The following is a 23,949-nucleotide window of genomic DNA, read 5'->3' on the forward strand; positions in this document are numbered from 1 at the left end:
TTTCGCCATCGGGACCGAGCTGGAATGATTACCCCCCGTCAGACGCGATATTCCTCACTCCCCGTCTGCGGGGAAGCCATCGGGGGACCGAGAGAGCGGGGCAGGCGGACAGTGCCGCAACTCGTACTAGAGATCAACGGCCAGCAGCGGACCCTGGAGCCGGGGCGGGCCTACACCATCGGACGGGATCCCCAGGCGGACTTCCCGTTCGACGACGCCAGGGTCTCCTGGCGGCACGCCACCATCTCGTTCAACGGCGCCGCTTGGCAGCTGGAGGACCATGGCAGCACCAACGGCACCTACCTCGGTGGCGGCCGGACCCTGCACGCGCAGTTGGTGCCCGGCACGGTGCTGAACCTGGGCAACGCCGAGAACGGGCCGCGCCTGGCCTTCTCGGCCCCGGCCGCGATGCAGGCCGGCGTGCCCGCGCAGGCCGCGCCGGTCCAGGCCGCGCCGGTCGCCGCGGTGCAGCCCGGCCCCGCGGCGGGCTGGCACGACGCCGAGACCAACCGGCACGCGGCCTCGCCGCAGGCGCCGTTCCAGCAGCAGGCCCCGGCCCAGGCGCCGTACCAGCCGCAGCCGTTCCCGTCGCAGCAGCAGGGCCAGCCCTACCCGCCGCAGCCCTACCAGCAGCAGGGCCAGCCGTACCAGGGCCAGCCGCAGCACGGGCAGCCGCAGCAGGGCCAGCCGTACCAGGGTCAGCCACAGCCCGGTCAGGCGCAGCACGGACGGGCCCAGCACGGACAGCCGCCGTACCAGCAGCCGTTCGTGCCGGCCCAGGCCGGCGGCGAGCGCAACCCCACGATGATCCGCAACCTCACCGCGGGCATGCGGACCATCCGGATCGGTCGGGCGCTCGAGAACGACATCGTCGTCTCCGACCTCCAGGTCTCCCGCCACCACGCGGAGCTGCGCCAACTGCCCGACGGCCGCTACGAGATCGTCGACCTCGGTTCGCACAACGGGATCTTCGTCAACGGTATTCCGGCGCAGCGTCAGCTGCTCGGCCCACAGGACCGCCTGACGGTCGGGCACTCCTCGTTCCAACTGGTCGGCGACCAGCTGCAGGAGTTCATCGACAACGGCCCGGTCTCCTTCTCCGCCCACCACCTGACCGTCGAGGTCGAGCACAAGGGCGCCAAGAAGATCCTGCTCAACGACGTCAGCTTCGGGGTGCCGGAGAAGTCGCTGGTCGCGGTGATCGGCCCGTCCGGTTCCGGCAAGTCCACCCTGCTGCGCGCGCTCACCGGCTACCGTCCGGCCGACCGCGGCGAGGTGCTCTACGACGGCCGCAACCTCTACAAGCAGTTCGCCGAACTGCGCCAGCGCATCGGTCTGGTGCCGCAGTCGGAGATCCTGCACAAGCAGCTGACCGTCCGCACCGGCCTCAAGTACGCGGCCCAGCTGCGCTTCCCCGGTGACACCGAGGCGGCCGAGCGCGAGCGCCGGATCGACGAGGTGCTCTACGAGCTGCGCCTGGACAAGCGTGCCGACAACCGGATCACCGCACTCTCCGGTGGCCAGCAGAAGCGCGTCTCGGTCGCGTTGGAGCTGCTCACCAAGCCCTCGCTGATCTTCCTGGACGAGCCCACCTCGGGCCTGGACCCGGGCATGGACCGCGAGGTCATGCAGATGCTGCGTGGCCTGGCCGACGACGGCCGGACCGTCCTGGTGGTCACCCACTCGGTGGCCGAACTCGCGCTCTGCGACCGGCTGCTGGTGATGGCCCCCGGCGGCTCGGTGGCCTACTTCGGTCCGCCGGCCGAGGCCCTGCACTTCTTCGGCTACGAGACCTGGGCGGACGTCTTCCAGGCCTTCGAGAACTACCCGGACCACGACTGGGCCGGCCGCTACAAGGGCTCGGTGCACTACCAGCAGTACTCGGCGGACGTGGACGCGGTCGCCGTGCAGCAGGCGCCGGTCAACCACCAGCCGCTGAGCAGCCCGCCCAAGCCGCAGAGCTGGGGCTCGCAGTTGTGGACGCTGATCCGCCGCTACCTGTCGGTGATCGCCTCCGACCGCGTCTTCCTGGGCCTGTCGGTGCTGCTGCCGCTGGTGCTCGGCCTGGTCTCCACAGTGGTCCCGGCCACCCACGGCCTGGCCCCCAACCCGCTGGGCGGCTCCAACAACGCGGCCGGCACCATCATGCTGGTGCTCGCCATCGGGGCCTGCTTCTCCGGGGCGGCCAACTCGGTCCGTGAGTTGATCAAGGAACGGGCGATCTACGAACGAGAACGCGCCACCGGTCTGTCCCGGTCGGCGTACCTGGTCTCGAAGATCATCGTGCTCGGCGCGTTCAGCCTGCTGCAGGGCACGATCATCGCAGCGGTCGGCTTCTTCCCCCGCAAGCTGCCGGCCCACGGCCTGATCTTCAGCAACTCGCCGGCCATCGAGATGGCGATCGGCATCATCCTGCTGAGCTTCACCTCGATGATGTTCGGCCTGGTGATCTCCTCGCTGGTGAAGACCGCCGAGACGACCATGCCGCTGCTGGTGATGTTCGCGATCATCCAGGTGGTCTTCACCGGCTGCCTCTTCCAGCTGTTCGACAAGGTCGGACTGGCCCAGTTCGCCTGGCTGATGCCGGCCCGCTGGGGCGTCGCCGTGGTCGGCACCACGCTGGACCTGGGCCACATCATGGTGCTCGACCCCACTCACATGAGCGCGCATGACGGACTGTGGGCGCACAGCGCGCTGCAGTGGTTCATCGACTCGTTCATGCTGCTGGTCCTCTCCACCGCGATGGCCTTCCTGGTGCTGCGGCTGCTGCGCCGCCATGAGCCGGAGGTCATGCAGAAGGGCTGACGATCCTTCATCAGGGCTGACGGGTCAGGGCTGACGGCGCCCTCGTCGCAGGCCAGTGCGGGCGGTCCCCCGAACGGGGGTACCGCCCGCACTCGTATCTCATCCATGAGATATCGTCTCGCCCATGGCAGATGACTACCTTTCGCGCATCGGCAAGCTCATCCGTGACGCCCGCAAGCACCGCGGCTGGACCCAGGCGGAGCTGGGCACGGCACTCGGCACCAGCCAGAGCGCGGTCAACCGGATCGAGAACGGCGGGCAGAACATCAGCCTTGAGATGATCGCCCGGATCAGTGAGGCGCTGGACAGCGAGATCGTCTCGCTCGGCTACGCCGGACCGATGCACCTGCGGGTGGTCGGCGGCCGTCGCCTGTCCGGCAGCATCGACGTCAAGACCAGCAAGAACGCCTGCGTCGCGCTGCTCTGCGCCTCGCTGCTGACCACCGGCCGCACCACCCTGCGCCGGGTGGCCCGGATCGAGGAGGTCTACCGCCTGCTGGAGGTGCTGAACAGCATCGGCGTGAAGACCCGCTGGATCAACGACGGCGCCGACCTGGAGATCACCCCGCCCGCCGAGCTGGACCTGGACGCCATGGACCAGGCCGCGGCCCGCCGCACCCGCTCGATCATCATGTTCCTCGGCCCGCTGATGCACCGGGTGGACCGCTTCAAGCTCCCCTACGCCGGCGGCTGCGACCTCGGCACCCGCACCGTCGAGCCGCACATGGCAGCGCTGCGCCGCTTCGGCCTCGAGGTCACCGCCACCACCGGCGTCTACCACGCCGAGGTCGACCGCCAGGTCGGCCCCGACCGCCCGATCGTGCTGACCGAGCGCGGCGACACCGTGACCGAGAACGCGCTGCTGGCCGCCGCCCGGCACGACGGCGTCTCGGTGATCCGCAACGCCAGCCCCAACTACATGGTCCAGGACCTCTGCTTCTTCCTGGAGCGACTCGGCGTCGAGATCGAGGGCATCGGCACCACCACCCTCACCGTGCACGGCCGGCCCGTGATCGACTGCGACGTCGACTACGCGCCCTCCGAGGACCCGGTCGAGGCGATGAGCCTGCTGGCCGCCGCCGTCGTCACCGAGTCCGAACTGACGGTCCGCCGGGCGCCGGTGGAGTTCCTGGAGATCGAGCTCGCCGTCCTGGAGGAGATGGGCCTGGACTACGACCGCAGTCCCGAGTACGCCGCCGACAACGGCCGCACCCGGCTGGTCGACCTGACGGTCCGCCCGTCCAAGCTGCACGCGCCGATCGACAAGATCCACCCGATGCCCTTCCCCGGCATCAACATCGACAACGTCCCGTTCTTCGCGGCCATCGCCGCCACCGCGCAGGGCTCCACGCTGATCCACGACTGGGTCTACGACAACCGGGCCATCTACCTGACCGAGCTGACCCGGCTCGGCGCCCACGTCCAGCTGATGGACCCGCACCGGGTCCTGGTCGAAGGCCCGACCCGCTGGCGCGCCGCCGAGATGATGTGCCCGCCCGCGCTGCGCCCGGCCGTGGTGGTGCTGCTGGCGATGCTGGCAACCGAGGGGACGTCGGTGCTGCGCAACGTGTACGTGATCAACCGCGGTTACGAGGACCTGGCGGACCGGCTGAACTCGATCGGGGCGCAGATCGAGACGTTCCGCGACATCTGAGCGGCGCTCCGCGTCGCGGGCCCGGCCGATCCTCATGGCGATCGGCCGGGCCGCGGTGTTTCGGGGCAGACGGATATCAGCGGCGGGCCGTCGCGCGCAGGCTCTACGCTGCTGACGATCCGTTCCTGTTCGTCCGCTCTCCTGAGGTCACTTGCCCATGCGCTGGTCCCAGATGCACATCCCCACCCTCCGCGAGACCCCCGCGGACGCCGACGCGCCGAGTCACCGCCTGCTGCTGCGCGCCGGGTACGTCAAGCAGCTGATGGCGGGTCACTACTCGCTGCTGCCGCTCGCGGTGCGGGTGCGGGCCAAGGTGATGGGGATCATCCGCGAGGAGATGAACGCGATCGGCGCGCAGGAGTTCCTGCTCCCGACCATGCATCCGGCGGAGGTCTGGCAGCGCAGCGGGCGTTGGACGATCATGGGCGAGGAGATGTTCCGGCTCAAGGACCGCAAGGGCGCCCAGCTCGCCCTCGGCATGACGCACGAGGAGATCTTCGCCACGCTCGCCGCCGACCTCAGCTCCTACCGCCAACTGCCGCAGATCTGGTACCAGTTCCAGACCAAGTTCCGCGACGAGCCGCGCCCCAAGGCCGGTCTGCTGCGGACCCGCGAGTTCACCATGAAGGACGCCTACTCCTTCGACCTCGCGAGCGACGGCCTGGACACCGCCTTCGAACGCCAACGTGCCGCCTACCTGCGGATCTTCGCCCGGCTCGGCATTCCCGCGATCCCGGTCGAGGCGTCCAGCGGCACCATGGGCGGGTCGACCTCGACGGAGTTCATGTGCCCGGCGGAGGTGGGTGAGGACCTCGTCGTCCACTGTCCCGCCTGCGGGTACGCGGCGAACATCGAGAAGGCGACTTCTCGACTGTCGGCGCTGGAGGAGGCCTCGGGCGCGGCGGAGCTCGAGCGCTTCGACACCCCGGGCGTGCGGACCATCGAGGACCTGGCGACCGGTTTCGGTGCGGCGGCGGAGCGGCAGGTCAAGACGCTGGTGTACGTGCTGGACGAGCGGCTCACGTTGGTGCTGTTGCGCGGCGACCACGCGCTGGCCGAGCAGAAGTTGATCGACGCCACCGGCGCGAACGCGGTGCGGCCGGCCCGCCCCGAGGAGATCCAGGCTGCGCTCGGCGCGCTGCCCGGGAGCCTCGGCGCCGTCGGTGTCTCCTCGCTTCCGGTGCTCGCCGACGAGGCACTGCGCGGACGGCGGGCGATGTTCACGGGCGCGAACGTCGACGGCGTGCACCTGCGGGGCGTGGACGTCGAGCGGGACATCACGGTCGGGCAGTGGGCCGAGCTGCGCGAGGTGGCGGTCGGCGAGCCGTGCGTCTCGTGCGGTGCGCCCTTGCAGGTGCGGAAGGCGATCGAGGTCGGCCACATCTTCAAGCTCGGCTACAAGTACAGCGAGGCGTTCGGCCTGATCGTCCAGGACGCGGCCGGCGCCCCCGTCAACCTCATCATGGGCAGCTACGGCATCGGCGTCGAGCGCGCGATGGCCGCCGCGATCGAGTGCCACCACGACGAGAAGGGCATCACCTGGCCGCTGTCGATCGCCCCGTTCGCGGTGGCGGTGGTGATCGCCCAGCCCAAGGACGCGGAGACGGCGAAGGCGGGCGAGGACGTCTACCGGCAGTTGCTCGCGGCCGGCGTCGAGGTGATCGTGGACGACCGCGACGAGCGGCTCGGCGTGAAGTTCGCCGATGTCGAGCTGGTCGGCATCCCGCTGCGGGTGACGGTCGGCAAGCGCGGGCTGGCCGAGGGCGTCGTGGAACTGACCTCCCGGGCGACGGGGGAGACGGAGCGGGTGCCGGTGGGCGAGATCGCGGAGCGGGTGCGGAAGGTGGTGACGTCCGCAACCGAGTTGGGCGCGACCTTCGTCGGCGGCACCATGCTGGGCGGCCGGGCCTTCCCCGCGTACTGAGCGCATCACAGGTCGCGTCGCCGCACCAGCAGCAGTGGCAGCAGCACCGCGACCAGCGGCCAGATCAGGTACGTCAGCCAGGAGCCGGTGATCGTCGCCGGATAGGGGCCGAACAGCTGCTGGCGGCCGCCGATGAAGGCCAGGCGCTCCCAGGCGGCGATCGGCATCAGGTTGTGGAGGTCGCAGATCCACCGCTTGTCGGGGGAGTTGAAGAGGTTCGGCAGGAGCAGCAGAACCCCGACGGTGGCGATCACCGTGGTTGCGCTGTGCTTGATCAGGGCGCCCAGGCCGAAGCCGATCAGCGCGCAGACCACCGGGAAGAGGGCGGAGGCGATGACGCAGCGCAGCGCGCCCGGTTGGCTGATCGAGATCCCGATGTGACGGTGCGACAGGATCGCCTGGGTCAGCCAGAACGAGCCGAAGGCCATCACCGCCCCCGCGACCAGCATCAGCCCGGTCAGCACCGCCACCTTGGCCGCGAGCACCGAGCGGCGGGCCGGGACGGCGGCGAAGGTGGTTCTGATCATGCCCGTGCTGTACTCGCCGACGATCGCGATGGCGCCGATGCCGCCGGCCGCGAGGGCCACGATCCAGGCGGAGTTGTTGGTGAAGGCGTCCCGCATGGCCCAGTACGGGACGAACCAGTAGTTCTTCACCTCCGCCGAGTAGTTGGGGTAGTTGGCCAGGTCCGACCGGGCGGCGTTGGCGTTGGCGGCCAGGATGGCCAGCACGGTGGCGGCCAGCGCCCAGTGGATCGAGCGCAGCGACCAGAGCTTGGTCCACTCGGCGGCCAGCAGGTCGCGGAAGCGGGCACGCGGCTCGGCGACAGCGGCTGCAGCTGTGGCGGCGGGGGACGGGGAGTCAACGGTGATGGTCATGTGCGGTCTCCGGCGAGGTATTCGACGCTGTCGGCGGTGAGTTCCATGAAGGCCTGTTCCAACGAGGCGGTGCGGGTGACGAGTTCGGTGAGCCGGATCCGGTGCTGGAAGGCGAGCTCGCCCACCCGCTCGGCGTCCAGTCCGGTGATGGTCAACTGGTCGGGGCCGCCGTCCGGCCGGACCACCGCCCCGGCGGCGGTGAGCAGCGCGGTCAGCGCGTCGGCCTCGGGCGTCCGGACGGCCACGCCCGGCGCAGTGCCGCGCGCCGCGAACTCCGCGATGCTGGCGTCCGCGAGCAGCGCACCGCGGCCGATCACGATCAGCCGGTCGGCGGTGCTCTGCATCTCGCTCATCAGATGGCTGGAGACGAAGACCGTGCGGCCCTCGGCGGCCAGCCGCCGGCAGAGCCCGCGCACCCAGAGCACGCCCTCCGGGTCGAGGCCGTTGAACGGTTCGTCGAAGAGCAGCACCGGCGGGTCGCCGAGCAGTGCGGCGGCGATCCCGAGCCGCTGGCGCATGCCCAGCGAGAAGCCGCCGATCCGCCGGTTCGCCGCGCTGCCCAACCCCACCTCCCGCAGCACCTCGTCGACCCGCCCGCGCGGGATCCGGTTGCTCTGGGCGAGCGCCGTGAGGTGAGCCCGGGCGCTGCGGCCGCCGTGCACGTCGCCCGCGTCGAGCAGCGCGCCGACCTGTCGCAGGCCGCGCGGATTGCCGGCGAACGGGCGGCCGTTGACGGTGGCGGTGCCGCTGGTCGGCGCGTTCAGGCCGAGCAGCAGGCGCAGCGTGGTGCTCTTGCCGGCGCCGTTGGGGCCGAGGAAGCCGGTCACGTGGCCGGGGCGCACGGTGAAGGTCAGGCCGTTGACGGCGGTGGTGCCGCCGTAACGCTTCGTCAGTTCGTTGATTTCGATCACGTTGAGAACAGTGCCGGGCGGCAGGCCCGTCGCACATGCGGCTGCGGGCTAGAATCGGTGCCGCCGACCTGGCCCCGAGGATTACGCCCGTGGGCCGATGCCCGGGCCGGCCGGAACTGAATACGATCACCGCGTGGACGACACTCCCGCTCTCCCGTTGCTCAAGCGTGTGCCTCCGGCGGTCCGGACGGCCCTCGTCTGGACGGCCGTGGCCCTGTACCCGCTGGTGCTGGTCGCCGCGGTGCGCCTGGCCCAGACGGCGCACGGCGCGCCGCACTCGTTCGGACCGGTGCCGGCACCGGTCGGCGGCGCGAGTGTCCAGGCCGCCTACCCCGTCCTCGCCACGCTGCTGCCCGTCGGCCTGCTGGGCCGACGGCCGCTGCTCGCCCTGGCGTCGATGACGGCGGGCGCCTTCCTCGCGGAGGTGTCGCTGGCGGACTGGCCCTTCCTGATAGTGGCGGAGAGCCTGCTGTTGGGCGCCGCGGTCTGCTTCGTCGCGTTCCGCCACCCGCGCCGGACCTCCGCCGTGGCTGCCGGGTTGACCTGTGCCGGGCTGCTGAGTGCCGCTCCGATCTGGCTGCGCCAGTTCGCGCTGGGCGTGCCCGCCGCCGCGGTCCTGGTCCTGCTGATCCTCACCGCCTGGCTGATCGGCAACTCGGTTCGCCAGCACCGCGAGTACGCCGATTCGCTGCGCGCGCGCAACGCCGCCCAGGCGGTGACGGCCGAACGGCTGGAGATCGCCCGCGAGTTGCACGACCTGGTGGCGCACAGCATCGGCATCATCGCGATCCAGGCCGGGGTGGGCAGCCGGGTGATGGACACCCAGCCGGAGGAGGCGCGCAACGCCCTGCGCGCGATCGAGGCGACCAGCCGCGAGACGCTGGCCGGGCTGCGGCGCACGCTCGGCTCGCTCCGCCGCCCGGTGACCGGCCTGGAGCCGGGCCTGGAACCGGCGGCGCAGGCCGCGCCGCGCGGGCCGGCCCCGATGCTGGCGGACGTCGAGCGGCTGGCCGAGGCAACGGGCGCCACCGGGCTCGCGGTCGAAGTGCGCTGGCGGGGGGAGCGGCGTGTGCTCGCGTCCGAGATCGAGCTCTCCGCCTTCCGGATCATCCAGGAGGCGGTGACCAACGTGGTGCGGCATGCCGGGACGCGGCGGTGCGAGGTGCTGATCGACTATCAGGAGGCGCTGCTGTCGATCGAGATCGGCGACCGGGGGCGGGGCGGGGACGCGCTGGGAGCTGGCGGCGGCAGCGGGTTCGGCCTGATCGGGATGCGCGAGCGGGTGGCGCTGCTGCACGGCGAGTTCAGCGCCGGGCCGCGCCCCGGAGGTGGCTTCCGGGTGGCGGCGCGGCTACCGGTCCCGGTGACGGCGGCGGAGGTGGTGGTCCGATGACGGTGCGCGTGCTGCTGGTCGACGACCAGCCCCTGGTGCGGGCCGGCCTGCGGGTGCTCGCGGCCGACACCCCCGACCTCGTGGTGGTCGGTGAGGCGGGCAACGGCACCGAGGCGGTGCGGCTGACCCGCGAGGAGCAACCCGACGTGGTGGTGATGGACATCCGGATGCCCGGGATGGACGGCATCGAGGCCACCCGGATCATCACCGGAGACGGCGGCCCGGTGCGGGTCCTGATGCTGACCACCTTCGATGACGACGACTACGTGTACGCCGCACTGCGCGCCGGCGCGAGCGGCTTCCTGGTCAAGGACATGGCGCTGGAGGACATCCTCGGCGGCATCCGGGTGGTCGCCGCCGGGGACGCGCTGATCGCCCCCGCGGTCACCCGGCGGCTGATCGAGGAGTTCGTCAGCCGCCCGGAGCACCGCCCTGCCCCACCCCCGCGCCCGCAGGCGGTCGAGGGCATCACCGAGCGGGAACTGGAGGTGCTGACCCTGGTCGGGCGGGGCCGGTCCAACAGCGAGATCGCGATCGAGCTCTACATCAGTGTGGCGACCGTCAAGGCCCATGTGGCGCGGCTGCTCAGCAAACTGGCGGCCAGGGACCGGGTGCAGCTGGTGATCACGGCGTACGAGCTGGGGGTGGTCAGGACGGGTCGCCCGGAGGCCTGAATCCCGCGTCCGCGCACCGCCGATTCGCGGTTCGCGGCAGCCGTGGCCACCAGGCGCGGTGCCCCCGGTGCCCCGACCCCGGACCTACGCCCCCCGCCCTACCCCCGCCCCGCCCTGGGCCCCACGCCGGCGGCGGGGCGCGGCGCTACCGTGGGCCCATGGGGACCACGCAGCACCAGCCCGCCGTCGGCGGCGCCACCGCCCACCCGCTCGATGACGCCTGCGTCGATGGCCTGGAGGCCCTCAGCGAAGCCGTCCTCGCCATGAGCGGCCACCTGGAGGTGCGCGAGGTGCTCCGGCGGATCACCGCCTCCGCGCGTTCGCTCCTCGGCGCCGAGTACGCGGCGCTCGGCGTCCCCGACGATCACGGGGGCTTCGCGCAGTTCGTGGTGGACGGGGTGAGCGACGAGCAGTGGAAGGCGATCGGACCGCTGCCGCGCCAGCACGGGGTGCTCGCCACGATGCTGCACGACCCGGCGCCCACCCGGCTCGCCGATGTCCGCAAGGCGCCCGCGTTCGAGGGGTGGCCCGACGCGCATCCGGAGCTGGGCGACTTCCTCGGGATGCCGATCCGCGACGACGACGAGATCCTCGGCGCGATCTTCCTGGCCAACAAGGCGGGCGGCTTCACCGACCACGACGAGCGGCTGCTGCGGATCCTGGCCGCGCACGCCTCGATCGCGCTCGCCAACGCCCGCCTCTACGAGCGCAGCCGCGAACTCACCCTGGCCGGCGAGCGGGCCCGGATCGCACACGACCTGCACGATGCCGTCTCGCAGAAGCTGTTCAGCCTGCGCCTGACCGCCAAGGCCGCCGCCAAGCTGCTCGACCGCGACCCGGCCCGGGCCCGCGTCGAGCTCACCGAGGTGGCGAAGCTGGCCGCCGAGGCGGCGGACGAACTGCGCGACGTGGTCGTGGAGCTGAGGCCGGCGGCGCTCGACGAGGACGGGCTGGTGGCAACCCTGGCCTCCCAGGCACAGGTGCTGGACCGGGCGCACACCGCCACCGTCGCGTTCGAGTCCGACGGCGGGGTGCGCACCCTGCCGCCCGCCCAGGAGGCGGCAGTGCTGCGGATCGCCCAGGAGGCGCTGCACAACGCGCTGCGCCACGCCGAGCCGACGAAGGTGTCGGTGACACTGCGCGGCACCGAGACCCGAGGAGCGGTGCTCACCGTCGCCGACGACGGGCGCGGCTTCGACCCGGACGCGGTCCGCGAGGCCGGGCGCCACCTCGGGCTGGTCTCGATGCGTGACCGCGCGCAGAGTGTCGGCGGACGGCTCACCCTCACCTCGGCCGCGGGACGCGGTACGGTCATCGAACTGGAGGTCCCCGGTGCCTGAGAGTCCGTCAACACCCATCCGCGTCCTGCTGGTCGACGACCACCAGGTGGTCCGCCGCGGCCTGCGCACCTTCCTGGAGGTCCAGGACGACATCGAGGTGGTCGGCGAGGCCGCGGACGGCGCCGAGGGCGTGACGAAGGCCCAGGAACTGGCCCCGCACGTGGTCCTGATGGACCTCAAGATGCCCGGCGTGGACGGCCTCGAGGCGCTCAAGCGACTCAAGGCCGAGGGCAACCCGGCCCGGGTGCTGATCGTCACCAGCTTCACCGAACACCGCACCGTGGTCCCGGCGCTGCGCGCGGGCGCCGCCGGCTACGTGTACAAGGACGTCGACCCCGAGGCGCTGGCCGGCGCGATCCGCTCGGTGCACGCCGGACACGTGCTCCTCCAGCCCGAACTGGCCGGCGCCCTGCTCGCCGACGACGCCCCACGCGCCCCACAGGGCCGGGGCGGGACCCTGACGGAGCGCGAGCGCGAGGTGCTCGGCCACATCGCCGACGGCCGCTCCAACCGGGAGATCGCCCGCAGCCTCAACCTCTCCGAGAAGACGGTCAAGACACACGTCTCCAACATCCTCATGAAACTCGACCTCGCCGACCGCACCCAGGCCGCCCTCTGGGCCGTCCGCCACGGCGACCTGGCGTAGGTCAGTGACAGGCGGACGGCGCCCTACGCCGCGCCGCGCTCACTGCTGCGCGACGTTCGCGCCTGTGATGACTCCGTTCTGGACGGTGTAGCTGCCCACGAAGAGGTGGTGGCTGCCGTCCGTCTGCGTGGCGTCGAGCTGGACGGTCACCGTGCCGCCTTGGACGCCGGTGACGGTCAGGGTGTCGAGAGAGGTCGTCGAGAAGCCGGCGACGAAGGACTGGTAGTCGTGGGCCAGGTTCTTGCCGCCGAGCGCCCACGCCGTGGCGAAGTCGTGTGCGTTGACGGCGGCGAAGTAGTTCGTCACCACCTGCTGGGGGTCCGTTGCTGACGACGTGCCGGGTGTGGCGGCTGCGCCGGGTGAGCCCGGAGCCGTCGCGGGCGGGGCGCTGCTCGGGACGGAGGTCGCGGTCGCGCCGGAGGAAGCGGGAACGTTCCACTGCCCGGTCTGCTGGGCGAAGCCGGAGGCCAGCGTGAACTGGACCTTCGCCACGGTGGAGGTGTCCGGGACCTGGAAGGTGATGAAGCCCAATGCGGTGCCGCCGGGGGCGATGTGAACGCCGGCCGGGAACGCGGGCCCTGCCGTGGTGGTGTCCGTGATCGCTGCGTTGAAGCCCTGCCCGCTCGTGTCGATCAACTGGGCGCCGTTGGACGGGCTGTCCGAGTAGCCGGTCGTCCCGATGTTGTTCAGCCGGAACTGGACCGCCACGAAGTGCTGCCCGGGGCTCGGGCTGGAGAACTGGTCCGCCGGCTGGGCCGGGTCCACCACCTGGGTCACCGTCACCGCCATCCGCGCGCCGGCCTCCGTCCCCGCCAGCTCCAGGGTGTCACCCACCTGCGCCTGCGCGGCCGCGCTCGACGTCGACGTCGAACCGGGTGCGGAGGCCGAGGCTGTGGCGCGGGCGGAGGAGACCGGTGTGGTGGTGACCGTTCCGGAGGAGCAGCCGGCGGCGACCGCGCCTAACGCGGCCGCGCACAGCGACGCGGCGATCACGGCAGGGCAGTGGCGCACGGCCATCGCCTCCTGAGTTGGGCTGGACCCACCCCTTCAGTACCAGGCTATGGGGCGTGCACCCCGCCCGCTCTCCCAATCAGGCGAGGCGCACGAGCCCATGGCAGGACGGGCCGACGGGCCTACTCCCGCTCGTCCACCAGCGCGTTGTACGCCGCCACCTGCGCCCGGCGCGCCGTGCGGCGCAGGGGTGTCAGTACCGCCGCCCGGGCCGCCATCTCGGCGGCGCTCACCGCCGCGCCGTGGCTCTCGGCGGCGATCGCCAGGAGTGCCGACACTTGCCGCGCCGACTCCAGCACCCGCACCGCGCGCGGTGGGTAGCCGGGGGCCAGCAGCTTGCTGTGCCCGCGTCGGCGGTACTGCTCCAGGGCCTTCAGCGCTTCCGGGCCGGCTCCGGCCACGTCCAGCCGCGAGAGCAGGACGGTCGCCTCGCGCAGCCCGTCGGCCAGTTCGCGCTCGGCCTCGGACAGCGAGGGGACGTCGGCCGGCGGTGCCTCGTGCACCTCGTGGCAGCGCCAGAGCACGGTGGCGGACTGGTCGCCGGGCGGGCCGTACACCTCGATCTCGGGGACGAAGCCGACCGGCACCCCGACCGCCAGCACCGCCTCGCCCACCGTCAGCGCCGCGACGTTGAACGCGGCGGGCCCGGTCAGCCCCAGCGGGTGCCCCTCGGACGGCAGTGCCAGGCGCAGCCCCTTGACGCCGAGCACCCGTAGCCGTCCGAGCGCCCAGCTCAGCGCGTGCTGCTCGCCCTCGACATCGCCGGGCAGCCCGACCACCCGGTGCCGCTCGTCCTCGCCGACCACCTCCTCCACCACGTGGTCCGGTGGCGCGAAGCCGGCCAGCAGCGAGTTGCCCCAGGCGGTCAGCCGCGCGGATCGCGGCTCGGCGAAGGGATCGACGGACGGATTCTGGGCAGGAGTCAGCGGCATCCCGCCAGCCTACGGACAACGCGGCCACCCGCGTGGCGTAGGTTTGCCCTGTGCTGCGAGCAGCCGCACCCCCTCCCTGCCCACCCGGCCGGCGGAGTAGGCTGCCCGCCGGCACCGACTTGTCGACATGAGTGGACCGCACCCCGAGGTCTCCTACGCGCAGGACCCCGCTGCGCAGGGCCCCGGACGGCCGAAGAAACTGTAATGGGGAAGGCGTTGGGCATGAGCGACGTGCTGGAGCTGGTTGACGTTTCCGTGGTCCGTGATGGCCGCGCACTGATCAGCCAGGTCTCCTGGTCGATCGCCGAGGGCGAGCGCTGGGTGATCCTCGGGCCCAACGGTGCCGGCAAGACCACGCTGCTCCAGGTCGCCGCCAGCTACCTGCACCCCACCAGCGGCACGGTCGCGGTGCTCGGCGAGAAGCTCGGCTCGGTCGACGTCTTCGAGCTGCGCCAGCGGATCGGCCTGGCCGGCGCCTCGATGCTGGAGCGGATCCCGCGCGAGCAGACCGTACTGCAGACGGTGCTGACCGCCGCCTACGGCATGACGGCCACCTGGCAGGAGACCTACGAGACCACCGACACCTCACGGGCCCTGCTGCTGCTCGACCGGCTCGGCATGGGCGGCTACGACGACCGCCGCTTCGGCACCCTCTCCGAGGGCGAGCGCAAGCGAACCCTGATCGCCCGCGCCCTGATGATCGACCCCGAGCTGCTGCTGCTCGACGAGCCCGCGGCCGGCCTGGACCTCGGTGGCCGCGAGGACCTGGTGCGCCGGCTCGGCGCGCTGGCCCAGGACGAGTACGCGCCCGCGATGGCGATGGTCACCCATCACGTCGAGGAGATCGCGCCCGGCTTCACCCACGTGCTGATGATCCGTCAGGGCAAGGTGCTCACGGCCGGCCCGATCGACACCGAGCTGACGGCGCGCAACCTCTCGCTCTGCTTCGGCCTGCCGCTCACCCTGGAGCGCCACGGTGACCGCTGGTCGGCCCAGGGCCTGCCGCTCGGCTGACCCCGGCGCGACCCCCTCGCCCGACCCGTGTGCCCGATCGCGTGGGCGACCACGGGGAATTGGTCAGAACGACTGACCGGTTTCCGCCCATCCACCTGCGGGAACCCACCCTCAGGACTTCGTTTCCTCCCTAGGATGGGCCTGTGGACAGCTGGTTGTGGTGGCTCCTGGTCGCCGTCGGTCTGGGCATACCGCTGGCGATCACGGTGCTGCCGGAGTTCGGGCTGTTCGCGCTCGGCGCGGTCGGCGCCGCGATCGTCGCCGGGGTCGGGGCGGGTGTGGTCTGGCAGTTCGTCACCTTCCTCGTCGTCTCGGTCGCCATGCTGGTGGTGGTCAGGCCGATCGCCAACCGCAAGCTCGACCGGGGGCCGCGGGTCCGGATGGGGATCGAGGCGCTGCCGGGAGCCCGGGCGACGGTGCAGGAGCGGGTGGACCACGAGGGCGGGCGGATCAAGCTCAACGGCGAGATCTGGTCGGCCCGGGCGCTGCACCCGGACCGGGTCTACGAGCCCGGCCAACAGGTGGATGTCGTCGAAATCCAGGGCGCTACCGCCCTGGTCGACTAGTCGGCCGTCCCGGCCCACCAGTCGTCCGAGTCATGCAGGTTGTCCAGGGGAGACACTGTGGAACCCGTCCTCATCGTGTTGATCGTTCTGGTTGTGGTGGCGTTCATCGCGCTGATCCGGACGATCCAGGTGATCCCGCAGGCGAGTGCGGCGATCGTGGAGCGGTTCGGCCGATACACCCGCACGCTCAACGCGGGCCTGAACATCGTGGTGCCGTTCATCGACACCATCCGCAACCGGATCGACCTGCGCGAGCAGGTCGTGCCGTTCCCGCCGCAGCCGGTGATCACCCAGGACAACCTGGTGGTGAACATCGACACCGTCATCTACTACCAGGTGACCGACGCCCGAGCGGCCACCTACGAGGTGGCCAGCTTCATCCAGGCCATCGAGCAGCTCACGGTCACCACGCTGCGCAACATCATCGGCTCGATGGACCTGGAGTCCACCCTGACCTCCCGTGAGGTGATCAACGCGGGGCTGCGCGGGGTGCTGGACGAGGCCACCGGCAAGTGGGGGATCCGGGTCAACCGGGTCGAGCTGAAGGCGATCGAGCCGCCGACCTCCATCCAGGACTCGATGGAGAAGCAGATGCGCGCAGAGCGGGACAAGCGCGCGGCCGTGCTCACCGCCGAGGGCCAGCGGCAGGCGGCGATCCTGCGCGCCGAAGGTGAGAAGCAGGCCGCGGTGCTCAGTGCCGAAGGTGAGGCGCAGGCCGCGGTGCTCAAGGCCGACGGTGAGGCGGCGGCGATCCGCACCGTCTTCGAGGCGATCCACGACGGCGACGCGGACCAGAAGCTGCTCGCCTACCAGTACCTGCAGACGCTGCCGCAGCTGGCCCAGGGCGACGCCAACAAGCTCTGGATCATCCCCAGCGAGGTGGGCGACGCGCTCAAGGGCATCGGCGGCGCCTTCGGCGGGATGGGCGGGCAGGGCGGCGGCCAGGGCGCGGGGTCGAGCGTCGGCCCGAACCTGACCAAGCAGCCGGTGGCGGACGGCAACGGCAGCCGTTCGGTCGGTCCGGCCAACGGCCCGCGCCCGGTGGACACCGACCAGACCGGCTCGGCCCGCCCCCGGGTCACCCCGCCTCGGGAGTACCCGCAGATCGACCAGGAGTGATCGGCTCGGACTGACCGGCCCAGGCTGATCGGTCCGGGCCGCGAGGTGCCCAAGTCGTCTCAGGTCTCGTCTCTCATCATGGAACCGGCTGGGCGCTCGGCCCACCGTCCGGCATGATCGCGAGCGCCGCCACCCTGACGGGGGCGGACACGCGAGAGTAGGGACGAGTCAATGACTCCATGGGAAGGACTGGCGGTCTTCGCGGCCGGCATGGGCGCGGGAACCATCAACGTCATCGTGGGGTCGGGAACGCTGATCACGTTCCCGGTCCTGCTGGCGATCGGGCTGCCCCCGGTCACCGCCAATGTCTCCAACACGCTGGGCCTGGTGCCCGGTTCGGTCAGTGGTGCGATCGGCTACCGGCGCGAACTCGCGGACCAGAAGGGGCGGCTGATCCGGCTCGGTGCCGCCGCACTGCTCGGCGGCCTGCTCGGTGCCTTCCTGCTCACCAAGCTGCCCAGCAAGGCCTTCGACGCGATCGTGCCGGTGCTGATCCTGCTGGCCCTGGTCCTGGTGGTGATCCAGCCGCGGGTGGCCCGCGCGGTGGCGGCGCGCGGCGGCGAGGTCACGCACCCGGACGGCAGCCCGCTGCTTGTGGCCGGGATCTTCTGCTCCGCCGTCTACGGCGGCTACTTCGGCGCCGCGCAGGGTGTGCTGATGCTCGCGCTGATGGGCATGCTGCTCCGCGACGACCTGCAGCGGATGAACGCGGTCAAGAACGTGCTCGCGCTGATCGTCAACGCCGTCGCCGCGATCTTCTTCATGTTCACCGCCTCGATGGACTGGCTGGCGGCCCTGCTGATCGCGGTCGGCTCGGCGCTCGGCGGCGTGATCGGCGCCAAGGTCGGCCGCAGACTGCCGCCGGCCGCGCTGCGCGGGCTGATCGTGGTGGTCGGTCTCGCCGCCGTGACCAAGCTGCTGCTGACCTGACGCAGCGTCAGTCGCTAGCATCGGTTGCTCCGGGGGGACCCATCCGAGCTGGAGCGACGCGATGAGCAGCAGCCCCCTCCTCACCGAGGACGAGATCACCACCGGACTGGCCCGACTGACCGGCTGGCGCCGCCAGGGCGAGGCGATCACCCGGACCGCCGACGCCAGCGACTTCCCGGCCGCGATCCGCGTGGTCGTGGCGGTCGCCGAGGCCGCCGAGGCGATGAACCACCACCCCGACATCGACATCCGCTGGCGCACCCTGACCTTCACGCTCGCCACCCACAGCGCGGGCGGCGTGACCGACCTGGACCTCCAACTGGCGGCCAGGATCGATCAGGCGCTCACCCAGCAGGGCTGACGGTTCGGTCACCGCACCTGAGAGTTCGGTCACCAGACCTGACGGTTCGTCGACCGAACCGACCGAACCGACCGATCTGACCGAGCTGAACCGACCGAACTGAACCGACCCAACTGACCGAACTGAACCGACCCAACTGACCGAACCGCGCCCCCCGGTCGGCCTTGGCGGCCCCCGTGACCGCCTTGGCCGACCGGTGCGCGCGGGCGGCGTGAGATGCTGGCCGTTCGGTGTACGCAGTCGGGACGGACGGAACGCATGGCTCAGGACTACCCCCCAGCCTCCGACCAGGGGTACCCCCAGGAGGGCGGCGGGACCGATCCCGGCGGCTACGACTACCAGCAGACCTGGTACCCGACCGAGCAACAGCCCTACGGCACGCCCCAGCAGCAACCGCAGCAGCACACCTACCCGCAGCAGCAGCCGTACCCGGGCGAGCAGGTGTACGCCACGGAGCAGACGTACGCGACGGACCAGGCGTACCCCGCCGAGCAGACGTACCCGGCCGAGCAACCCTGGCAGTGGCCGGACCAGCAGCAGTACCAGCCGACCGCAGAGTTCGGCTACCAGACCGACGCCACAGGGGCGTATCCGGCGGCCCCTGAGGAACCGCCCTACGCCGACCCGTTCGCCACGGCCACCATGCCGCCGGTGCCCGCTCTCGACGGCGAGCCCGACGTCGCCGCACTCGACGCCGCCGCAGCCGAGAGCGCCTCAGGCTCCGCCGGCGCCGTGTCCGACGCCGCCGCCGGCGGCTCGCTGCTCGACCGCGCCCGCACCGCCGCGCAGGGCGCCATCGGTACGGTGCTCGCCACCGAAGGCGCCCCGGGCGGCCGGACCCTGTTGATCCGGGTCGCCGCCGGCGTCGCCGCCCTCGGCGTCCTGGTCACCGCCGGTGTGGTCGCCACCAGCGGCGGCAGCACGCATCACGCCGCCCCCTCGGCCCCCGTCGCCGACCCGGGATTCGCGGTCGCCCACAACAAGATCTGGGCCGCCCAGCCCGCCACCGCCCCGCCGGCCGGCACCGACGACACGCTGGTCGGCAGCTGGCTGCTCCCCACCGCCATGGTCCGCGCCGACGGCAGCGGCGTGCACGCCTACGACCTGGCGACCGGCAAGCCCACCTGGAACCTCGACGCCCCCACCGCCGGCGTCACCCCGTGCGATCTTTCGCCCACCGTCAACTCCGCCGGCATCGGCGGCGTGCTCTTCCACACCCAGGCCGACCCGAAGAGCCCCTGCGCCCTGCTCGCCGCCGTCGACACCAAGGCCGGCAAGGTCGCCTGGACCAAGCCGCTCTCCGGCACCAACCCGTACACGGCCCAGGTCGCCGTCACCGACGACAAGGTGATCGCGGTCGGTGACGACAAGGTGAGCGCCTGGTCGGCCGCCAACGGCCAGGACGCCTGGCAGTACGCCGGGCAGGGCAAGTTCTGCACGCTCTCCGGCAGCGCCGCCGGCGCCACCGTGCTGGTGCACAGCGCCTGCGTCGACAGCAGCCCCACCGACCAGGCCGTCGCCCTGGGCGCGGCCGACGGCAAGGTGCTCTGGGCCAAGGGCCTGCCCAGCCAGCCCAAGACCGCCACCGTGCTCTCCGCCGAGCCGGCCGTGATGCTCACCACCGGCGACCAGCCGACCGACGACAAGCTGCTCGCCTGGGGCCAGACCGGCGACCCGGCCGTCACCATCCCGGTCACCGACCCGAACGGCGGTGGCCGGCTGAACGTCGCCCAGGGCACCTTCGACCCGCTGCCGGGTGTCTTCTTCCAGGGCCACACCATGGTCACGACCGTGGCCGTGCCCGGCGGTGCGACCTCGGTGGTCGCCTACGACCTGAGCAGCGGAAAGCAGCTCTGGCACACCGGTGTCAGCGAGAAGGGCTCGGTGGCCGCGGTCGGCCTGGACGGCGGCTCGCTGGTGTTGGCGGCCGAGGAGCGCCTGGACCAGCCCGCCCACCTGAGCCGCTTCGCCCTGACGAACGGTCAGGAGAGCGTCGGCGGCGGCTTCCCGCACAACACCGGTTCGCTGCTCACCTCGGGCCGGGTGCTGATCGGCGACGACCGGGTGATCGCCGTGCCCGGCCACTCGGCCACCTTCGGCACCGCGAGCGCCTACCAGGCCAAGGGCTGACCCGAGGCGCACCGCCCGTGATCAACCCGGTGGGCCGGCCTGTCCCCCGATCAGGCCGGCCCTCCGGACCGCTCAGCCGAGCCCCCAGCGCGATCCCCCAGCGCGATCCCCCGGCGCGCTCGCCTCGGCCCGCTCCGCTCAGGCGACGGCGACCGCCCCGCCGGCCGCCAGAGCGCCGCTCACCGAGCCGCCGCTCAGCTGTGCCGCGCGCGGCAGCCAGGCGGCCAATTCGCCGGCCTCCCCGGCCCGCAGGCCCAGCGCCAGCATCAGCGAGGCCTCCGGCGTCGGCTCGAAGGGCCGACGCAGCAGGGTCATCCCGGCCTGCTCCGGCGTCCGGTCGGCCTTGCGCTGGTTGTCCTCGGCGCACGCGGCCACCGTGTTCAGCCAGCTGTCGGCACCGCCGCGCGACCTCGGCACCAGGTGGTCCACCGTGGTCGCCCGCCGCCCGCAGTAGGCGCACACGTGCTGGTCCCGGACCAGCACGCCCCGCCGCGACCACGGCGCCCGTTGTCGGAACGGCACCCGCACGTACCGTTGGAGTCTGATCACCCGCGGCACCGGCACGGACACACCGGTGGCCCGCATCACGCGCAGCGGATGCGCCTGCTCCACCACGGCCTTGTCCTGGAGTACCAGCACCACCGCACGCTGCAGGGACACCGTCGACAGCGGCTCGTAGCTCGCGTTCAGCACCAGTGTGTTGCGCATTCCGGACACCTTCCAGGCCGTCGCCGCCGCCGTGGCGGACCCAACCACTCTGACCGCCAAGCCCCTTGCCCGACAACGCAATTTCCCCGCTCAGCGGCCACCCCGTGGCCGCGCGTGGGGCGCCGGGGACACCCCGGGCTACGCTCGGCCTCGTGCCTACCGATGCGCCCATGAACGCGCCGACCGCCGCGCCCGACCACGCAGCCACCGCGCCCGCCGCGCCGGGGGAGCGTCCCGCACCGCTGCCGCGCTCGTTCTTCGACCGACCCGCCAGCGAGGTCGCCCCCGAACTGCTCGGCCGGCGGCTGAGCTGCACCCTCCCCACCGGCACCGTCGAACTCCGGCTGACCGAGGTCGAGGCCTACACGGGACCCGACGACCCCGCCTCGCACGCCTTCCGCGGGCCGACCGCGCGCAACGCCGTGATGTTCGGCCCGCCCGGCCACGCGTACGTCTACTTCACCTACGGCATGCACTACTGCCTCAACCTGGTCTGCGGTCCTGCCCTGCACCCCGGCGGAGTCCTGCTGCGGGCCGGCGAGGTGACCGGGGGAGTGGAGCAGGCCCGCAGGCGCCGCCCCACCAGCCGCCGGGACCACGATCTCGCCCAGGGACCGGCCCGCCTCGCCATGGCCCTCGGCGTCGACCGGAGCCAGGACGGCGAGGATGTGGTCGACGGCCCCGTGATCCGCCTGCTGCCCGGCACGCCGCCACCGGCCGAACTGATCCGCAGCGGACCGCGCACGGGCGTCTCCACCGCCGGCGACATCCCCTGGCGGTTCTGGATCCACGGCGATCCGTCCGTCAGCCCGTACCGGGCACACACCCCGCGCCGCCGGTCCGCGAGTAAAACCGGCTAGCGCGAACCGCGTACCCTCAGACACGCTGGGAGCCTCACGAACCTGATCGCCGGACCCGTCACCAGCAGCGGCCCGGCCCGACCGAGGAGAAGCGTGACCGTGACGGACATCGTCGACGAGCTGCGGTGGCGTGGGCTGATCGCCCTGTCCACCGACGAGGACGCATTGCGCAAGGCGTTCGCGGACGGCCCGGTCACCTTCTATTGCGGGTTCGACCCGACCGCGCCGAGCCTGCACCTCGGCAACCTGGTGCAGCTGCTCACCATGCGCCGGATCCAGAACGCCGGGAACTTCCCGCTCGGCCTGGTCGGCGGCGCGACGGGTCTGATCGGCGATCCCAAGCCGACCGCCGAGCGGGTGCTGAACGCCCCTGAGACGGTAGCCGGCTGGGTGGACCGGGTCCGCAGCCAGGTCGAGCGCTTCCTCGACTTCGAGGGCGAGTTCGCGGCCCGGATCGTCAACAACCTCGACTGGACCTCCGAGCTGTCCGCGATCAGCCTGCTGCGCGACATCGGCAAGTACTTCCGGGTCAACAGCATGATCGCCAAGGAGGCCGTCGCCCGGCGGCTCAACTCCGACGCGGGCATCAGCTACACCGAGTTCAGCTACCAGATCCTCCAGGGCAACGACTTCCTGGAACTCAACCGCCGCTACGGCTGCACCTTGCAGACCGGCGGCAGTGACCAGTGGGGCAACCTGACGGCCGGCACCGAGCTGATCCGCAAGGCGGACGGCAACTCCGTGCACGCGGTGGCCACTCCGCTGATCGTCAAGGCGGACGGCACCAAGTTCGGCAAGACGGAGACCGGCACGATCTGGCTCGACCCCACGCTGACCACGCCGTACGCCTTCTACCAGTTCTGGCTGAACGCGGACGACCGGGACGTCTCCAACTTCCTGCGGATCTTCAGCTTCCGCTCGAAGGAGGAGATCGAGGAACTGGAGCGGGAGACCATCGATCGCCCGCAGGCCCGCCTCGCCCAGCGTGCACTGGCCGAGGAGTTGACCACGCTGGTCCACGGCGCCGAGCAGTACGAGCGCGTGGTCGCCGCCTCCAAGGCCCTGTTCGGCCAGGGCGACCTCGCCGACCTGGAGCCGGAGACGCTGGCCTCCGCGCTGAGCGAGGTGCCCAAGGCCGCGGTGACGGAGCTGCTCCCGATCGCCGACCTGCTGGTCGCGGTGGGCCTGGCCCCCAGCCGCTCGGCCGCCCGCCGCACGCTGAAGGAGGGCGGGGCGTACCTCAACAACACCAAGGTGGCCGACGAGGACGCCGTGCCGACCACGGCCGACGTGCTGCACGGCCGCTGGCTGGTGCTCCGTCGTGGCAAGCGGAACCTTGCCGCTGTCGAGCTCGAAAACTGACGCCCTGTCATCTGGGACGGTGCTGGGAACGCGTCAGGTGGCTTGAAGTGCACGGTATTTGAGCTGCGAGAACCACCTAGAGGGGCCAGATCTGGTCAGATCTGGCCCCTCGGTGTTTGACGGGGCTGCCTGGCTGGCCTAAGGTAGACCGAGTCGCCTGAACCGGACGGACGCAAGGGGCAGCCGAGAGGCCGGCCCGAACCCGTTCGGAGCGACCATCACATTTACTGATTTCCAACCTCGCTTACTTCCTTCTGGAATTTGTGTGGTCCGGACCATGTCTGGAAATACGGTAGAGTGGCGGTCGCCGCAGAAAAGGCGGACCTGGCCAGCCAGGAAGTCGGAAAAGGCACTGAGCCGGATCTGATAGGCTGGAAACACGAAAGAGCGAATGCCCGGAGGGGTCACGGAAGTGGCTGCGAAGGAAGTGTCCGTTCCTTGAGAACTCAACAGCGTGCCAAAAGTCAACGCCAGATATGTTGACATCCCCGGCCTCGGTCACTTGATCGGGGTTGGAGATTCCTTTTGAAGTAAAACACTAGCGAGGACGCAGTGCACGAGGTCACCCTATTCCGGTGGTTGTCGTGCCGCTCAACGCGGGTGAGGACCCGGGCTTTTAATTAAGCACTGCCGGGAAGACATTCACGGAGAGTTTGATCCTGGCTCAGGACGAACGCTGGCGGCGTGCTTAACACATGCAAGTCGAACGGTGAAGCCCTTCGGGGTGGATC

The 23,949-nt window shown here is 71.4% G+C and carries 20 protein-coding genes and 1 rRNA gene; 16 read left to right on the top strand and 5 right to left on the bottom strand.

All coding sequences use genetic code 11. From position 1 onward, the window contains the following. Nucleotides 1–111: 111 nt before the first annotated feature. The 3 genes from P3T41_RS08650 to P3T41_RS08660 all read left to right on the top strand — a co-directional run bounded on the left by P3T41_RS08650 (nucleotide 112) and on the right by P3T41_RS08660 (nucleotide 6,383). Complete coding sequence (locus P3T41_RS08650; RefSeq protein WP_280689016.1) at nucleotides 112–2,805, top strand: FHA domain-containing protein; 2,694 nt, start codon at nucleotides 112–114, stop codon at nucleotides 2,803–2,805. A 124-nt stretch (nucleotides 2,806–2,929) separates the two neighbouring features. Then, complete coding sequence (locus P3T41_RS08655) at nucleotides 2,930–4,459, top strand: UDP-N-acetylglucosamine 1-carboxyvinyltransferase (RefSeq protein ID WP_280689017.1); 1,530 nt, start codon at nucleotides 2,930–2,932, stop codon at nucleotides 4,457–4,459. A 157-nt stretch (nucleotides 4,460–4,616) separates the two neighbouring features. Further along, the gene (locus P3T41_RS08660; protein WP_280689018.1) at nucleotides 4,617–6,383 is read left to right on the top strand and encodes a proline--tRNA ligase; all 1,767 of its coding nucleotides are present in this window, start codon (nucleotides 4,617–4,619) and stop codon (nucleotides 6,381–6,383) included. A gap of 5 nt (nucleotides 6,384–6,388) precedes the next feature. On the opposite strand, the gene P3T41_RS08665 is transcribed toward P3T41_RS08660, so the two are convergent. Continuing rightward, entirely contained in the window at nucleotides 6,389–7,261 is an 873-nt protein-coding gene (locus P3T41_RS08665) for an ABC transporter permease (RefSeq protein WP_280689019.1), read from the bottom strand. After that, the gene (locus P3T41_RS08670; RefSeq protein WP_280689020.1) at nucleotides 7,258–8,172 is read right to left on the bottom strand and encodes an ATP-binding cassette domain-containing protein; all 915 of its coding nucleotides are present in this window, start codon (nucleotides 8,170–8,172) and stop codon (nucleotides 7,258–7,260) included. The genes P3T41_RS08665 and P3T41_RS08670 overlap by 4 nt, the downstream gene beginning before the upstream one ends. 133 nt (nucleotides 8,173–8,305) lie before the next feature. Here P3T41_RS08670 and P3T41_RS08675 point away from each other — a divergent pair, with 133 nt between their 5' ends. The 4 genes from P3T41_RS08675 (at nucleotide 8,306) to P3T41_RS08690 (ending at nucleotide 12,225) form a co-directional block, all read left to right on the top strand. Next, a complete protein-coding gene (locus P3T41_RS08675) occupies nucleotides 8,306–9,565 on the top strand; it encodes a histidine kinase (RefSeq protein WP_280689021.1) in 1,260 nt (419 codons plus the stop codon). Next, nucleotides 9,562–10,239 carry a response regulator transcription factor gene (locus tag P3T41_RS08680; RefSeq protein ID WP_280689022.1) on the top strand — a complete coding sequence of 226 codons (678 nt, stop codon included), beginning with the start codon at nucleotides 9,562–9,564 and terminating at the stop codon, nucleotides 10,237–10,239. Before P3T41_RS08675 ends, P3T41_RS08680 begins: the two co-directional genes overlap by 4 nt. A gap of 263 nt (nucleotides 10,240–10,502) precedes the next feature. Continuing rightward, a complete protein-coding gene (locus P3T41_RS08685) occupies nucleotides 10,503–11,579 on the top strand; it encodes a GAF domain-containing sensor histidine kinase (RefSeq protein ID WP_280689056.1) in 1,077 nt (358 codons plus the stop codon). Next, complete coding sequence (locus P3T41_RS08690; RefSeq protein WP_280689023.1) at nucleotides 11,572–12,225, top strand: response regulator transcription factor; 654 nt, start codon at nucleotides 11,572–11,574, stop codon at nucleotides 12,223–12,225. The genes P3T41_RS08685 and P3T41_RS08690 overlap by 8 nt, the downstream gene beginning before the upstream one ends. 39 nt (nucleotides 12,226–12,264) lie before the next feature. Here the strand turns inward: P3T41_RS08690 and P3T41_RS08695 are convergent, their stop codons facing one another. After that, the gene (locus P3T41_RS08695) at nucleotides 12,265–13,236 is read right to left on the bottom strand and encodes a DUF4352 domain-containing protein (protein WP_280689024.1); all 972 of its coding nucleotides are present in this window, start codon (nucleotides 13,234–13,236) and stop codon (nucleotides 12,265–12,267) included. Between the two features lie 122 nt (nucleotides 13,237–13,358). Next, nucleotides 13,359–14,168: a hypothetical protein gene (locus P3T41_RS08700; protein ID WP_280689025.1), complete on the bottom strand. Its 810-nt coding sequence runs from the start codon at nucleotides 14,166–14,168 to the stop codon at nucleotides 13,359–13,361. 222 nt (nucleotides 14,169–14,390) lie between these two features. Between P3T41_RS08700 and P3T41_RS08705 the strand changes: the two genes are divergently transcribed. The 6 genes from P3T41_RS08705 (at nucleotide 14,391) to P3T41_RS08730 (ending at nucleotide 20,288) form a co-directional block, all read left to right on the top strand. Next, on the top strand, nucleotides 14,391–15,182 hold the full coding sequence (locus P3T41_RS08705; RefSeq protein ID WP_280689026.1) for an ABC transporter ATP-binding protein: 792 nt from the start codon (nucleotides 14,391–14,393) through the stop codon (nucleotides 15,180–15,182). Nucleotides 15,183–15,325: 143 nt separating this feature from the next. Beyond that, nucleotides 15,326–15,748: an NfeD family protein gene (locus P3T41_RS08710; RefSeq protein WP_280689027.1), complete on the top strand. Its 423-nt coding sequence runs from the start codon at nucleotides 15,326–15,328 to the stop codon at nucleotides 15,746–15,748. A gap of 57 nt (nucleotides 15,749–15,805) precedes the next feature. Continuing rightward, nucleotides 15,806–16,867, top strand: coding sequence for an SPFH domain-containing protein (locus P3T41_RS08715; RefSeq protein ID WP_280689028.1), 1,062 nt, complete (start codon nucleotides 15,806–15,808; stop codon nucleotides 16,865–16,867). Between the two features lie 171 nt (nucleotides 16,868–17,038). Further along, the gene (locus P3T41_RS08720) at nucleotides 17,039–17,797 is read left to right on the top strand and encodes a sulfite exporter TauE/SafE family protein (RefSeq protein ID WP_280689029.1); all 759 of its coding nucleotides are present in this window, start codon (nucleotides 17,039–17,041) and stop codon (nucleotides 17,795–17,797) included. 61 nt (nucleotides 17,798–17,858) lie between these two features. Further along, on the top strand, nucleotides 17,859–18,158 hold the full coding sequence (locus P3T41_RS08725) for a 4a-hydroxytetrahydrobiopterin dehydratase (RefSeq protein WP_280689030.1): 300 nt from the start codon (nucleotides 17,859–17,861) through the stop codon (nucleotides 18,156–18,158). Nucleotides 18,159–18,416: 258 nt separating this feature from the next. Next, nucleotides 18,417–20,288, top strand: coding sequence for a PQQ-binding-like beta-propeller repeat protein (locus tag P3T41_RS08730; protein WP_280689031.1), 1,872 nt, complete (start codon nucleotides 18,417–18,419; stop codon nucleotides 20,286–20,288). A 138-nt stretch (nucleotides 20,289–20,426) separates the two neighbouring features. On the opposite strand, the gene P3T41_RS08735 is transcribed toward P3T41_RS08730, so the two are convergent. Then, nucleotides 20,427–20,996 (bottom strand): HNH endonuclease, encoded by a 570-nt coding sequence (locus tag P3T41_RS08735; protein WP_280689032.1) that lies wholly within the window; start codon nucleotides 20,994–20,996, stop codon nucleotides 20,427–20,429. Nucleotides 20,997–21,166: 170 nt separating this feature from the next. Between P3T41_RS08735 and P3T41_RS08740 the strand changes: the two genes are divergently transcribed. The 3 genes from P3T41_RS08740 to P3T41_RS08750 all read left to right on the top strand — a co-directional run. Further along, nucleotides 21,167–21,856 carry a DNA-3-methyladenine glycosylase gene (locus P3T41_RS08740; protein ID WP_280689033.1) on the top strand — a complete coding sequence of 230 codons (690 nt, stop codon included), beginning with the start codon at nucleotides 21,167–21,169 and terminating at the stop codon, nucleotides 21,854–21,856. A 99-nt stretch (nucleotides 21,857–21,955) separates the two neighbouring features. Next, nucleotides 21,956–23,218 (top strand): tyrosine--tRNA ligase, encoded by a 1,263-nt coding sequence (tyrS, locus tag P3T41_RS08745; RefSeq protein WP_280689057.1) that lies wholly within the window; start codon nucleotides 21,956–21,958, stop codon nucleotides 23,216–23,218. Nucleotides 23,219–23,859: 641 nt separating this feature from the next. Next, nucleotides 23,860–23,949, top strand: a 16S ribosomal RNA gene (locus P3T41_RS08750); the annotation flags it as partial.

The organism is Kitasatospora sp. GAS204B, assembly GCF_029892155.1.
GTDB lineage: Bacteria > Actinomycetota > Actinomycetes > Streptomycetales > Streptomycetaceae > Kitasatospora.